At 45.1% G+C, this 14,639-nt stretch carries 11 protein-coding genes; 9 read left to right on the top strand and 2 right to left on the bottom strand.

Features of this window, described 5'->3' with window-relative positions:
• Positions 1-81 precede the first annotated feature (81 nt).
• The 5 genes from AAA942_RS13555 (at position 82) to AAA942_RS13535 (ending at position 6,260) form a co-directional block, all read left to right on the top strand.
• Entirely contained in the window at positions 82-972 is an 891-nt protein-coding gene (locus AAA942_RS13555; RefSeq protein WP_338220819.1) for a dihydrodipicolinate synthase family protein, read from the top strand.
• A 96-nt stretch (positions 973-1,068) separates the two neighbouring features.
• Positions 1,069-2,514 carry an aldehyde dehydrogenase (NADP(+)) gene (locus tag AAA942_RS13550; protein WP_338220818.1) on the top strand — a complete coding sequence of 482 codons (1,446 nt, stop codon included), beginning with the start codon at positions 1,069-1,071 and terminating at the stop codon, positions 2,512-2,514.
• Positions 2,515-2,688: 174 nt separating this feature from the next.
• Positions 2,689-3,693, top strand: a complete 1,005-nt coding sequence (locus AAA942_RS13545) for a 4-hydroxyproline epimerase (RefSeq protein WP_338220817.1) — start codon at positions 2,689-2,691, stop codon at positions 3,691-3,693.
• Positions 3,694-3,806: 113 nt separating this feature from the next.
• On the top strand, positions 3,807-4,856 hold the full coding sequence (locus tag AAA942_RS13540; protein ID WP_338220816.1) for a hypothetical protein: 1,050 nt from the start codon (positions 3,807-3,809) through the stop codon (positions 4,854-4,856).
• A 156-nt stretch (positions 4,857-5,012) separates the two neighbouring features.
• A complete protein-coding gene (locus AAA942_RS13535) occupies positions 5,013-6,260 on the top strand; it encodes an NAD(P)/FAD-dependent oxidoreductase (protein WP_338220815.1) in 1,248 nt (415 codons plus the stop codon).
• 81 nt (positions 6,261-6,341) lie between these two features.
• Here AAA942_RS13535 and AAA942_RS13530 read toward each other — a convergent pair whose 3' ends face one another.
• The gene (locus tag AAA942_RS13530; RefSeq protein ID WP_338220814.1) at positions 6,342-6,872 is read right to left on the bottom strand and encodes a DinB family protein; all 531 of its coding nucleotides are present in this window, start codon (positions 6,870-6,872) and stop codon (positions 6,342-6,344) included.
• A gap of 77 nt (positions 6,873-6,949) precedes the next feature.
• On the opposite strand from AAA942_RS13530, the gene gldD reads away from it, so the two are divergent.
• Positions 6,950-7,522, top strand: a complete 573-nt coding sequence (gene gldD, locus AAA942_RS13525; RefSeq protein ID WP_338220813.1) for a gliding motility lipoprotein GldD — start codon at positions 6,950-6,952, stop codon at positions 7,520-7,522.
• A gap of 53 nt (positions 7,523-7,575) precedes the next feature.
• Here the strand turns inward: gldD and AAA942_RS13520 are convergent, their stop codons facing one another.
• Positions 7,576-9,351 (bottom strand): sodium:solute symporter family protein, encoded by a 1,776-nt coding sequence (locus AAA942_RS13520; RefSeq protein ID WP_338220812.1) that lies wholly within the window; start codon positions 9,349-9,351, stop codon positions 7,576-7,578.
• Between the two features lie 328 nt (positions 9,352-9,679).
• Between AAA942_RS13520 and AAA942_RS13515 the strand changes: the two genes are divergently transcribed.
• From AAA942_RS13515 to recG, 3 genes are all read left to right on the top strand, one after another.
• Positions 9,680-11,197 carry a choice-of-anchor I family protein gene (locus AAA942_RS13515; protein WP_338220811.1) on the top strand — a complete coding sequence of 506 codons (1,518 nt, stop codon included), beginning with the start codon at positions 9,680-9,682 and terminating at the stop codon, positions 11,195-11,197.
• An 86-nt stretch (positions 11,198-11,283) separates the two neighbouring features.
• Positions 11,284-12,357: a phosphotransferase enzyme family protein gene (locus AAA942_RS13510; RefSeq protein ID WP_338220810.1), complete on the top strand. Its 1,074-nt coding sequence runs from the start codon at positions 11,284-11,286 to the stop codon at positions 12,355-12,357.
• Positions 12,358-12,432: 75 nt separating this feature from the next.
• Positions 12,433-14,526 (top strand): ATP-dependent DNA helicase RecG, encoded by a 2,094-nt coding sequence (gene recG, locus AAA942_RS13505; protein WP_338220809.1) that lies wholly within the window; start codon positions 12,433-12,435, stop codon positions 14,524-14,526.
• Positions 14,527-14,639 lie beyond the last annotated feature (113 nt).

Raw genomic sequence — 14,639 nt, 5'->3', positions numbered from 1 at the left:
ATCCTGTGAAAGCCTGCCAGCAACTTGTCCTTTATTTTTGATGTAAATTAAATCGGCTTCAAGCCCTAAAACCTCAGAATCATGAATTGGAAAGGCGTATTCCCCGCGGTCACGACCAAATTTCACGCAGACGGAAGTCTGGATATGGACTTGTTTTTTAAAAATCTGGACTTCCAACTCGAAAGTGGAGTCCATGGGATCATCCTGGGCGGCACCTTGGGTGAGAGCTCGGTTTTGTCCCATGAAGAAAAAATCACCCTAACAGGAGAAACCGTAAAGTATATCAACGGGAGAGTACCCGTAATCCTCAACATTGCCGAAGGGGCCACTCAAGACGCGCTTTTCTGGGCTAAAAAAGCGGAAGAACTCGGAGCTTCAGGCTTGATGATTTTACCTCCAATGCGCTATGCTGCTGATGCGCGGGAAGTAGTCACTTATTTCAAAACCGTCGCCAATTCCACCCGACTACCAATGATGATCTATAACAATCCGGTGGATTACAAGACTTTGGTAACAATAGACATGTTTACTGAATTGGCCGAGTGTGAAAACATACAAGCCATCAAAGAATCCACAAGAGACATCTCCAATGTCACCCGCATGATCAACCGATTTGGTGATCGATTCCAACTGCTTTGCGGGGTGGATACTTTGGCTTTGGAGGAATTGCTCATGGGAGCTGTGGGCTGGGTAGCCGGTTTGGTTTGTGCTTTTCCTAAAGAAACGGTGACCATTTTCAACTTGGTGCAAGAAGGGAAAATCCAAGAAGCAAGAGAAATCTACCGCTGGTTTTTGCCTTTGCTGGAGCTGGACATCCATCCCAAACTGGTGCAATACATCAAGCTCGCTGAGCAACATTGCGGGGTGGGTTCTGAGCACGTAAGAGCTCCAAGACTGACTCTGATCGGGGAAGAAAGAGCAAGAATTGAGAAGACAATTACTGAAGGATTGGCAAAAAGGCCGAAATTGTGATGAAGCTGGAAGAAGGGAGACAGAAGACGGAAGTGATCTTCGGCCCTCTACTTCTTCAATTTTCCAATCTTTCAATTTTACAATCTTTCCATCCTTATGAACCTCGACTCCATCTTTCAAGAAGCCCAAGAAGCCTTTCTTTTCTATAAAAACCTTCCAGGAAAAGAAAAAGCAGCCTTTTTGGATACTCTGGCCGATACTTTGGAAGCCCTTCGGTCCGAAATCGTCCCTTTAGCCGTGAAGGAATCTAATCTACCTGAAGGCCGAATCAATGGGGAACTGGGACGAACCACTGGCCAAATTCGGCTTTTCGCCAATTTGGTCAAGGAAGGATCTTGGGTAGAGGCCACGATTGATCCGGCAATGCCGGACCGAACTCCACTTCCAAGGGCAGACATTCGCCGAATGCTGACTCCATTGGGACCTGTAGTCGTCTTTGGAGCGAGCAATTTTCCTTTGGCTTTTTCTACTGCAGGCGGAGATACTATTTCGGCCTTGGCGGCTGGCTGCCCAGTCATCTACAAAGCCCATCCAGCTCATCCGGAGACTTCCAAAAAAGTAGCCGATTGCATCGATCAGGCTATTTTGAAATGCGGCCTTCCTTCAGCTCTTTTTTCTCATGTCGAAGGGGGAATTGCAGAAGGTCAAGCTTTAGTCAAACATCCCATGGCAAAAGCAGTGGCATTTACCGGTTCTCATGCAGGTGGAATGGCCCTATTCAACCTAGCCAATCAACGGGAAGAACCAATTCCCGTTTTTGCAGAAATGGGTTCAGTCAACCCTATTTTCTGCTTTCCAAATAAGTTGGAAAAGCAAAACGAGGCTTTAGCCAAAGCATTCGTCGCTTCTCTTACCTTGGGCGTAGGTCAATTTTGCACCAATCCGGGGCTGATCTTTGTACCTGAATCTCAGGCCAAAGGGTTTGAAGCAGCTATTGCTGCCGAGCTCAGAGACATTGCTGCAGCGCCTATGCTTCATCCAGGGATTGCTCAGGCTTATTACGATTCCATCCAGTTTCTGGAGTCTCGGGAAGAGCTCCGTTGGGTGAAAGTCGCAGACCCTAAACATTTGATCAATGGCAGTACTGCCTTGGCTGAAATTAAGGCTCAGGATTGGCTTAAGGATTCACTTTTCCAAAAGGAAGTTTTCGGAGCCTTCGCCATGATGGTGGTGTACCAGAGTGAGGAGGAGCTGTTGGAGATTGCCAAGCATCTTCACGGGCAGCTGACCATTACCGTATGGGCAGAGGAAGAGGAGCTGAAAAACCAGCTGTTTCTAATCAGTCTTTTGGAGGAGAAATGCGGACGTTTACTCTTCAAAGGCGTACCAACCGGAGTAGAAGTAGGCTATGCCATGCAGCATGGGGGACCTTTCCCTTCTACCACCGCACCAAACAGCACCTCTGTGGGAGCGCATGCTATCAAGAGATTCGCCAGACCCATTGCCTTTCAAGATATGCCACAGGATCTGCTTCCCGATGCTCTTCGAGACGGAAATCCACTGGGGATTTGGAGATTGGTGAATGGAACTTACACGAAGTGAATGACTAAGGAAATGCGGTGGAAACACAATAGAAATACACTTCGCTTTGCTCCGTGAAATATTTTCAGCCCAGAAGTTTTTTCTATAAAAATTTCGTCCCGCTTGCGGGACCTATTTCTAATGTATTTCAATAGTATTTCAGCATTTTATTTTAACCTCGAATATCTAATCTCAATGCCATCAAGACACACCTTCTCCTGCATCGACGCCCATACCTGTGGCAATCCTGTTCGGGTAGTTTCCGGTGGTGTTCCTTTCCTGAAAGGGAATAATATGCTGGAAAAACGCCAGTATTTTCTGGAAAATCTGGATTGGATCCGTACGGGGCTGATGTTTGAGCCTCGGGGGCACGATATGATGTCAGGATCTATGCTTTTTCCTCCACATGATCTGGAAAACGACTTTGCAGTCCTATTTATCGAAACTTCCGGTTGCCTACCAATGTGCGGCCACGGCACCATAGGTACGATCACTATCGCTATCGAAGAAGGATTGATTCATCCAAAAACTCCCGGTTTTCTCAGAATGGAAGCTCCTGCAGGACTGGTTTTGGTAGAGTACAAGCAGGAAGGCAAAAAAGTGAAATCGGTCAAGCTGACCAATGTCAAAAGCTACCTGGCGGCAGAAAATCTGGACATTGAAATCGAGGAACTTGGCAAGCTGACCGTTGATGTAGCCTATGGAGGAAACTTCTATTGTATTGTAGATCCACAGGAAAATTTTCCTGGACCGGAGCATTTCAAGGCTGAACAGCTGATCTCTATGGCCAGAAATCTTCGAAAAAAGATGAACGAGCACTACGACTTTGTACATCCTGAGCACGATCGGATTCGCGGGCTTTCCCATGTGATGTGGACAGGAAAAACGCTGGATGAAAGCAGCATTGCCCGAAATGCCGTTTTCTATGGGGACAAAGCCATTGATCGCTCCCCTTGCGGTACGGGCACTTCCGCTCGAATGGCCCAATGGTTTGCCAAAGGCTGGCTTAAGCCCGGAGATGAATTTGTCCATGAAAGTTTTATCGGCTCCAAGTTTATCGGAAGAATCGAAGAAGTCACCGAAATCGCAGGAAAGCCGGCCATCGTCCCCAGTATCGAAGGCTGGGCCAAGGTCTACGGGTACAACACTATCATTCTGGACGACGACGATCCTTATGTTCACGGATTTCAGGTAATCTAAGAAAAGACCTTATACTCATTTATTTGGACATTTTTGAGGGGCTAAATCCAGCCCCTCTTCTTTTTTGTAAAGGGATAATCCTTAAATTCAGGGAATTAACAATCATTTTTAGCATGAAGGGGATTTATAGAATCAGTAGTGGAATTGCTTTTATCTTGATGTTGTCATTTGCTTCTTCCTTATTTGGAAGGCAAAAGGACGTCCTGTTTGAGGATGAACAACCTTTAGAATTGGAACTCACCACCCAATTCAAATCCTTGAAAGGTTCCGAATCCGACACGGTATATTTTCCCACTTTCCTCAAGTACAAAAACGAGTCCGGAGCCACTGACTCGGTCCCCGTGGATGTACGGGCAAGAGGAAATTCCCGCAGGGCTCAATGCTTTTTTATGCCGCTTTGGTTGAAAATCCCAAAAGGAAATTCGAAAAACACGCCGTTTCAGGGTAATCGAAGTCTAAAATTAGTCCTCCCCTGCCAGGAATGGGAGGAATATGAAGAGTTGGTCGCCAAAGAATTCATGGCATACAAGCTTTACGAAGTGGTGAGTCCGATCCATTTCCGAACCAGAAGAGTCGACTTAACCCTCACCGATCAGCAAAATAGAAGAAAAAGAAACTACACAATTTTGTCATTTGTGATCGAAGATGTGGATGAGGTGGCCAAAAAACATGATGCTAAAAAGATCAATTCCGGGATAATTTTCCCCCACCTGATCAATGACACCCTGGCCATGAAGCAGGATTTTTTCTCCTACATGATTGGCAATACCGATTGGTCCAACACCACCCAGCATAATGTCCGGATGCTGGATTTGAAGCAGGAGGAGAAGCACGTTCCTGTACCTTACGACTTCGATTACGCCGGTTTTGTCAACGCACCCTATGCAGTGCCCTACGACTACCTACCGATCAAATCTGTCACCGAAAGACTCTATCGCGGAGTATGTAGAAATCCTGAACTCACCCAATGGGTAAAAAATGATTTCTTGGCTAAAGAAGAGCAGTTTTTCCTTGTTCTGGAAAAGTTCAAATCCGACCTTTCTGCACCGGCATACCAAAAAGCCAAAGCCTATCTCCTTGAATTTTTTGAAATCCTGAAAAACGAGGAGGCTTTTCAATCTCAAATGATCAGCACCTGTCAAGAGTATAAAGTAGGAGGATAAGAGTAAGCGATAAAGAAAGAAATTCTATTTACCCAATCATTTCCCGAGTCTTGATCATCAAAAAATCATCAATCCACAATAAAAACAGGTCAAATTAGGTCCAATATTTTCAGCTTGCCTCGCCTATCTTCGCATGCTTAGATTTAAAAAATAGAAATGAAGCCCACTCTCATCATCGGCGGCGGAATTGTCGGACTGTTTTCTGCCTATTTTCTTCAGAAAGAAGGCATTGAAGTCACTGTCCTTGACCGCACCGACCTGCTGGACAACTGCTCCACAGGCAATGCCGGGATGATTGTACCGAGTCATATCATCCCTTTGGCTGCACCCGGTATGGTGACCAAGGGAATCACCTGGATGTTTTCTTCCAAGAGTCCATTCTATATCCATCCCCGGCTGGACTTCAAACTCTTGCAGTGGTGCCTCCTTTTTTTCAAATCTGCCAATGAGAAGCAAGTAGCCAAGGCCATCCCTTATCTTAAAAACCTGAGCTTGCTTTCCAAAGCTCTTTACCTGACTTTCAAAGCAGAGCATCCGGAAGCGACTTTGGCTCTTCAGGAAAAAGGACTGATGATGGCCTACCAGACCGAAGGAGTGGAAAAGGAAGAAGTAGAATTTGCCCATTTGGCCAGAAAATATGGCTTAGAAGCCGAAATTCTATCTCCGGAAGATATCCGAAAAGTGGAACCCAACTTGGAGCTCAAAGCCCGTGGCGCTGTACTTTTTCCCGGAGATGCGCATCTGGACCCGGGTGCTTTGTATAGTTTCCTAAAGAAATACCTCGAAGAAAAAGGGGTGAAATTCCTATCCAAAACCAATGTTTTGGGTTTTGAAAAAACAGGCACAAAAGTTCATGCAGTCATCACAGATCAGGGTAAAATTGAAGCAGAAAAAATACTGCTCTGCGGAGGTTCTTGGTCTGGGGAGTTGGCTCAAATGCTGGGATTTTCCCTACCTATGATGGGAGGAAAAGGATATTCTTTTATCCAAAAAAACCAACCTGAAATCAAACAAGCCACTATCCTAACCGAGCAAAAAGTGGCAGTAAGCCCTTATGGAGAAACAGTCCGGTTTGGAGGAACATTAGAAATCGCCGGAACGAATCAAAAGGTGGATATGCGTAGGGTTCAGGGAATCTTTGAATCCATCAATCGATATTATCCTGAATTTGAAGCCAAATTTCCACAAGAGAAGGAAATCTGGAAAGGACTGAGACCTTGTTCTCCGGATGGGTTGCCATACATCGGCTTTTCACCAAACTACTCTAATGTACTCGTGGGAAGCGGGCATTCAATGATGGGAATATCTCTTGCCCCGGCAACCGGAAAGTTGTTGGCAGAACTCCATCAGCAAAAGGACACCACGATGGAAATCGGCGGATTTGAAGTGGGAAGATTTAACTGAAGTATTTTCTTAATTACTCTCTATAAATGAAAAAAGCAGCGGAAAATTCACGCTGCTTTTTTGCTTAAAAGGAAAACTTGATCAGAATCCGACAAATGCCGGAGGCTCTACTCCATTGGCTCTCAGGTAGGCTATCGCCGATCCTCGATGATGGGTGCTGTGATCGATTAAGAGGGCTTCTACCTGTCTTCTGGAGACCATATTTCCAAAAACTTCGATTTTTTCTGCTTCATCCGCAGCACTTAATCCCTGTACAGCAGCGGCGCCATAATCATAGGCTTTGGCCACAAAATCTGCCAATTGGGCTCTAGTGGCAGTTTTGACATCCAAGGAAGGCGTTTCAGCTCCTCCTTTGAGAAAGCCTTGGGAGATTCCTACTATAGCAGTGCCAATGTGATGAATCTGCTCTTTGAAAGACATGGCACCGGGATCGGTCTTGTAGTCCATTCCTGAATCCGGCATTTTGGCCAAAACATCCAAAGTAAACTGCTTGCTGTTATTCCATTTGCTGAGAAACTCCTCCTTAGTCGTCTGAGCCTGAGCCAAAGATCCTATTGCCATTATTACCGCTGACAAAACCGCGGCCACAGATACTTTAATTTTATTAATCATAACCATTCATTATTTGGTGGAATCTTAAAGTTCCTTATTTCCCTCATCAAATCAAATGGAAAACCTAATTTTAAGCCATGAAGAGATTCTTGGCATTTTTGATAGTAGGAAGCCTACTCAGTGCTTGCGAAAAAAATTGGCTTCCAAAACCTCCAGGATATAATCGAATCGATTTACCTCCGCATGAGTTTCAGGAACTGGAAAACAACTACCCCTATCAACTGGAATATTCACAGCATAGCTTGGTGGAGCCGGATTCTTTCAACCTTTCTGAAAAAACCTGGATCAATCTTAATTACAGGGATTTTGGAGCCAAAGTTCATTTGACCTATAAGTCGATAGATGGAGAAACCGACTTTAAAACACTTTCCAACGACGCTTTCAAACTTACAGCCAAACACCAAATGAAAGCCTATGGAATAGAGGAGGGAGTGATTTTGACCCCAAATGGCTATACAGGAGTGGTCGCAGAGCTTACAGGCGAAGTACCGACGCAATTCCAGTTTTTTGTGACCGATTCCACGGATCATTTTCTTCGAGGCGCCCTTTATTTTAATACAGCGATGAAAAATGACTCGCTGGCTCCTGTGATCGAATACATCAAAATCGACATAACCCACTTGATGAATACCGTCAAATTCAAAGAATAAAAAATCCTGCTCTCAGGTCAGAGCAGGATTTTCTCAAAATAAGGATTGGGAGCTTACTTTAATTTTTTCCAAGACTTAATGATAATAAATCCGCCAGCAAGAGCAATTACGGCTGCAATGAATCCGGGGACTACTTCTCCGTAGATAAAAAATCCGGTTGAAAACAAGGCCGAATACACCATAAACGTACCCGTAATCATCAATCCGATTTCTTTCCCTAAGGTACCCACAACTACCTGCTCCGAAGGATATCTGTCCAGGACTTTTCTCCAACCTAGGGCTGCAGGAGTGACCTTTCGATAGAAAGCAAGCAGAACTTCATCCTTTTCAGGTTGGGTCAAAAAGGTGACAATCAACCATCCTACAGTGGTAATCGAAACAGAGTAAATCAACTTCAGGTAAGATTGATCCGCAGGAATATCGATCAAGCCCAGCTTAGGATTGATCACTTCAAAGAAAATCGCCACCACAAAGGAGATCGCCATAGCCGAAATCTCCGTGTAGGCATTGATCCTCCACCAAAACCAGCGTAGGATAAAAATCAAACCGGTACCTGCTCCGATCTGCAGCAAAATCTGAAAGGCATCCAAAGCCGATGAAAGTGCTAAGGCCAAAACAGCCGAAAAGCCCATCAGCAATACAGTGGAAATTCTTCCCACAGCCACCAATTGCTTATCCGAAGCATCCGGCTTAATGAAGCGAAGGTAGAAGTCATTAACTACGTAGCTTGAGCCCCAGTTGAGGTGAGTGGACAGCGTGGACATCACCGCAGCAATCAAAGAAGCCAATACAATCCCAACCAAACCTCTAGGAAGAAAAGAAAGCATGGCAGGATAAGCCAAATCATCTCCCAATTTATCCACAGGAATATGAGGAAAAGCCTCCTGAAGATCCGAGATATTGGGGAAAATGACCAGAGAGGAAAGTGCGACAATAATCCATGGCCAAGGTCTCAAGGCATAGTGGGCCACGTTAAAGAATAAGGTGGCTCCAATGGCATTCTTTTCATCCTTGGCAGAAAGCATACGCTGGGCAATGTAGCCGCCTCCGCCTGGTTCGGCACCCGGATACCACGTGGCCCACCACTGAATCGCTATAGGCAGGATGAAAATCGGGATATACACATTGGGATCAGAGAAATCAGGTAGAAAATCCAACTTGGTAGATACCACCTCATGAGCTAGAAGATTGTTCAAAGAACCGATTTCAGGCAAATCCAAAATATAAAATGCCGCACCGAAGGAACCGATAATTGCGATAAAGAACTGGAAAAAATCGGTTAATAACACCCCTTTCAAGCCACCCAAAGAGCTATATACCACCGTGACGATAGAAGCTATCAATAAGGTCTGAACCGGAGAAAGACCCAGCATCACACCTCCGATTTTGATCGCAGCAAGAGAAACGGTCGCCATGATGACTACATTGAAAAACACTCCCAAATAGATAGCCCGGAAAGCTCTCAAAAAGGCTGCACCTTTACCTGAATAGCGCAATTCATAAAACTCCAAATCGGTAGTCACTTCCGATCTTCTCCAAAGCTTGGCATAGACAAATACCGTCAGCATCCCAGTAAGCAAGAAAGCCCACCAGGCCCAGTTGCCGGCTACTCCATTTTTCCTGACGATGTCAGTAACCAAATTAGGAGTATCTGCAGAAAAGGTTGTTGCCACCATGGAAACACCTAATAGCCACCAAGGCATGTTTCTGCCCGAGAGAAAGAATTCTTTGGCAGAGCTTCCTGCAGATTTGGCTGTAAAAAGACCAATCAACAGAGAAATAACAAAAAAGGACGCAATTATAGCCCAATCTAGGGTGCTTACATTCATAGAGCTGGTATTTTGGATTTAAATATTAAATTTTTTTTAAAAGTAAAAATAACTTTTTTAATAAATTTTACTAACAGCAGTGATATTTAAATGCCTTGAATCAATAAAATCAATGTTTTCGAAGCACTCAAAACTTTGCATGTAGTTTTAAGAAGAAAATCCAATCGTTGTAAAATCACATAACCTTGAGATAACAAACCTTTGATTTTCATCATCTTAATTACTCTTTTTTTTAATTAAAAGGTAACAGACTTCAAAAAGACTAATGGGCCATAGTCCCTTATTTTTAACTGGAATCATTTAAGTATTCACAAAAACCAATTTTAACATGAGAAAAATCTATTTCCTTGCCGCAACACTTTTGGCTTTGGCAAGCTGTCGCGAAAGACCAGGAAGACCGGGACCGGTAAACTTTACATTTGCAAAAATCTCCGAATTTAATGTAGGTGGTGAAGGCGCTGCAGAAATCTCAGCTTTTGATCCTGAAACAGACCGATTATTTGTGGTCAATAACAGTTCAGGCTCTACGGTAGACGTGTTCGATTTTTCGAATCCCAGCTCCATAGTTCCTTTGAGTCCTATTGATATCCTTCAGTTTGGAGGAGGGGTGAATTCAGTTGCGGTCAAAAATGGACTTCTTGCCATAGCAGTGGAGGCAGATCCAAAAACCAATCCAGGCTCAGTGGTGATTTTCGAGACCGATGACCTTTCTTCTCCGGAAGCTGTCGTGACGGTAGGTGCACTTCCTGATATGGTAGCTTTCAGTCCCAACGGTCGATACATCGTGACTGCAGATGAAGGAGAGCCAAATGATGACTATACGATAGACCCGGAAGGTTCGGTATCCATCATTGACGTTTTTTCAGGGTATCAGGTGACCAGCTTGAACTTTGCAAGCTTTGAATCTCAAAAAAGTAAGTTGGAACAGGATGGATTTCGAATTTTTGGTCCCAACGCATCTTTTGCCCAAGATATCGAGCCTGAATACGTCACCATAGATGCTTTTTCTCAAACTGCCTGGGTGACACTTCAAGAGAACAATGGAATTGCCAAGGTGGATCTCAGAACCAAAAAAATAACTGACATTTTCCCTATGGGCACAAAAAATCATCAATTGCCCGGAAATGAAATGGATGCAAGTGACCGTGATGGTATAATCGGAAATCTCCAAAATTGGCCAGTTTTGGCCTATTTCATGCCCGATGGAATAGCCTCCTACGGTTTGGGGTCAAATACTTTCCTCATTACTGCAAACGAAGGAGACACACGGGATTATGAAGGATTTGAAGAAGAGGAAAGAGTCAAAGATTTAGAATTGGACCCTGTGGCATTTCCCGATGCAGCCATTCTTCAGGAAGACGAGAATCTGGGAAGATACACGGCTACAATCACGGCTGGAGATACAGATGGAGATGGGGACTTTGACGAAATCTATGGAATAGGAGCTAGGTCTTTCACCATTTGGAATGGTAGAACCGGAATGATGATCAGGGATTACAAGGATCTCGAAAAAGACTTGCTCATGGCTAGACCTTCTCGCTATGACGATACGAGAAGCGACAATAAGGGCGTGGAGCCGGAAGCTGTAGAGGTAGGAAATATCCGTGGCAGAAATATTCTTTTTGTAGGTTTGGAGCGTTCGGATGCGGTGATGGTCTATGAACTTACCGGTGCATCCAGCCTTAGATTTCTACAGGTTCTGGATGGAACGAATATGCCTGGGGATACCCCGCATGATGCTCCTGAGGGGTTATTGTTTATTCCTGCATCTGACAGCCCCAACGGACGGCCCCTACTTTTGGTAAGTTCTGAGGGAGACGGAAAAATTACGGTTTACCAAAATTGATGGAAAAGAGTACAAAAGGCCGGAAAAATCCGGCCTTTTTTTTTGACTTACATCGACATCCTTTCCAGAAAATCTAGCTTTGCAGGATGAATAAGGCAATGCTATCAGAGATTTTGGAAAAGTTTGGAATCCCGCCTTCCCGGATTGAGTATTTTTCTCCTTTGGGTCATGGGTTGATTCACGGCACCTATAAAGTAAATCTAAAAGATACTTCCAGCCTTGTACTTCAGGAATATAACCGTCAGGTTTTCCCTTTCCCAGATCGGATACAGCACAATTTAATGATGCTGTCCGAGGAGGAAGTAGGTGTAAAATTGCCCTTTGTATTGCCTCTTCCTCTAATCAGTAAAAATGGCTACACCTTGGAGCTTTTTGGGGAAAGGCTTTACCGCCTCTTTCCCTTTGTCTCGGGGAAAACACTGGAACAGATATCCCACCCCTTTCAAGCAAACCTAGCAGCCAGGGCCTTTGGGATGTTATCCAAAGCCTGTATCAATCTGGACGCCAAAAATTTTCTGGAAACCATCCCAAATTTCCATCGATTGGATCTCCGCTTCGAAAAACTCCGAAGTGTTCTGGCCCATAAGCAGGCCCTTACTCCGGAAGAAACAGCACTCAGAGACTTTTACCTATCCCAAAAACCCTTGATTGACTGGTATTTGGATCAAATCCAGCACCTGCCCCTTCGTGTTACTCACAACGACACCAAAATCAACAACCTGATTTTTTCCGAAAATCTTGAAAAAGTTAACGCCCTGATCGATTTGGATACGGTGATGGGAGGCTATCTGATGTATGATTTTGGAGATTTGGTCCGGACTGTGGCCTGCAGCCTTCCTGAAACCTCCACTGAATGGGCGTCTTTAAAACTGATTCCCGATATTTTTGAAAAACTGCTGCGAGGCTATTGGGAAAGCATCCATTCCTTTTCCACACCGAAAGAAAGTAAATCCATACTTCTCGGGGGCGAGGTGATGACCTTGATTATGGGACTGAGGTTTTTCACCGATCATCTGCAAGGCAATATCTATTACCGGGTCAGCTATCCGGAGCAGAATTTCCACCGGGCCAAAAATCAGATGCTTTTTCTCCAAAGCCAGCAATCCCTACGTCCTCAACTGCAAGAGATTTGGAAAAAGATCACCGGTATTCCTGACTAGCCTGACATTTGGCTTCATTTCCTTGGGAAATGCACGGGCCTGGATTTATTTTGCCAAACCCAAAATCCAGTTCCCTTGTCAGGCATTTTTGATACCCGCATCGAGTACCTCAAAGGCGTCGGCCCGCAAAAGGCCGAATTGCTTAACAAGGAGCTGAATATCTTCACTTACGGGGACCTTTTACAGCATTATCCTTTTCGCTACGAAGACCGAACCAAATTTTTCAAAATCCGGGAGCTAAACGACGAGTTGGAAAATGTCCAAGTCATTGCCCGAATCAAAACTGTGGAACTGGTTGGTGCCGGAGGAAAAAGGCGCTTGGTAGCCCATGTATTTGATGAGACGGGTGAAATGGAAATGACATGGTTTAAGGGAATTCAATGGGTACAGAAAAAGCTTCCTGTTGGGGCAGTTTATATTTTTTTCGGAAAACCTGCCCAATACGGAAGGAAATGGAGCATGGCCCATCCGGAAATGGAGCCGGTCACTGCTGCCAATGAAACCCGAAACAATTTCCAACCAGTCTATTCCACCACTGAAAAGCTCCGGGCGAGATTCCTGGATTCCAAAGGCATTTCCCGGATTCTGGAGCAATTGGTGCCTTTGGTTTACAGCCAAATCCCGGAAACCCTTTCTTCCGATATTCTTCAGCAATACCAGCTCATTGAAAAAAGGGAGGCTGTCCGTCAAATTCATTTTCCGACAAATCCTGAATTGCTTCATCGGGCTAGAAAACGCCTGAAATTTGAGGAGTTTTTCTACCTCCAACTGCGCCTTTTGCTGATGAAGGTCACCCGCACGGAAAAGTTTCGCGGACAATCCTTGGGAAACACAGACCTTCTTACCGATTTCTATAAAAACCACATTCCCTTTGAGCTCACCAATGCCCAAAAGCGGGTGATTCGGGAGATTTACGGCGATATGAAATCGGGAAAGCAGATGAACCGACTGATCCAAGGGGATGTGGGAAGCGGAAAAACCATGGTGGCGTTTATTTCCATGCTGATTGCCATCAGCTCGGGGGCTCAAGCTTGTCTGATGGCTCCGACGGAGATTTTGGCCAATCAGCATTATGATGGGCTGAAAGGATATGCCGCAATGATGGGATTGAAAATCGCCTTGCTCACCGGCTCGACCAAAAAATCAGCCCGCAAAATCATCCATGAGGAGTTGCTCAGTGGCGAGTTGAAAATCCTGATCGGGACCCATGCGCTGCTGGAAGATGTGGTTCAGTTTCAAAATCTCGGGCTTGCGATCGTCGATGAGCAGCACCGATTTGGCGTAGCTCAACGAGCCAAACTTTGGGCAAAAAATGAGGAATTTATCCCGCATGTATTGGTGATGACTGCAACTCCAATTCCGAGAACGCTCGCGATGACCCTCTACGGAGATTTGGATGTGTCGGTCATTGATGAATTACCGGCTGGAAGAAAACCCATCCAGACGGTGCACCGATACGATAAGGATCGATTGAAAGTCTTTGGCTTTATCAACGAAGAAGTCAAAAAAGGCCGGCAGGTGTATATCGTCTATCCTCTGATCGAGGAGTCCGAAAAAATGGACTTGAAAAACCTGATGGATGGGTTTGAGAGCATTTCTCGGGCTTTCCCTCAGTATCATCTCAGCATCGTGAATGGAAGCATGAAAGCGGAAGACAAAGACTACGAAATGCAGCGCTTTGTGAAAGGAGAAACCCAAATTATGGTAGCGACCACGGTAATTGAAGTAGGGGTGAATGTGCCCAATGCCTCGGTGATGATCATCGAAAATGCGGAGCGTTTTGGGCTTTCCCAGCTGCATCAGCTGCGGGGTCGGGTCGGCCGTGGGGCTGAGCAGAGCTATTGCATCCTGATGAGCAAATACGAACTGAGCAAAGACTCCCGAATCCGATTGGAAACGATGGTTCGAACGAATGACGGATTTGAAATCGCGGATGTGGATTTGAGGCTAAGGGGTCCCGGAGACCTGATGGGCACTCAACAAAGCGGGATTACTGACTTGATGATTGCAGACCTGAGCAAGGATGCCCCTTTATTGACATTGGCCAGAGATGCCGCACAGCAGCTTTTGGCCAATGATCCGGAGCTAAGCCAACCCAATAATTCAGCCATTTTGAGGCAAGTAAGGCAGCAGAAAAAAACGGCTACGAACTGGAGCCGGATTAGTTGATGTACGATTTAAGATTTCGGATTTACGACATTTTTAAGAACCTCACTCATGATTTTCCAGGGTTAGGATTTTACATTGGTAAAGGGAGTACGTTTGAATGTCGTAAATCGTAA

This window comes from Algoriphagus sp. oki45, assembly GCF_036245605.1.
GTDB lineage: Bacteria > Bacteroidota > Bacteroidia > Cytophagales > Cyclobacteriaceae > Algoriphagus.
The sequence above is the reverse complement of the archived record's forward strand: the minus strand, read 5'-3'. Positions and strand labels throughout refer to the sequence as shown.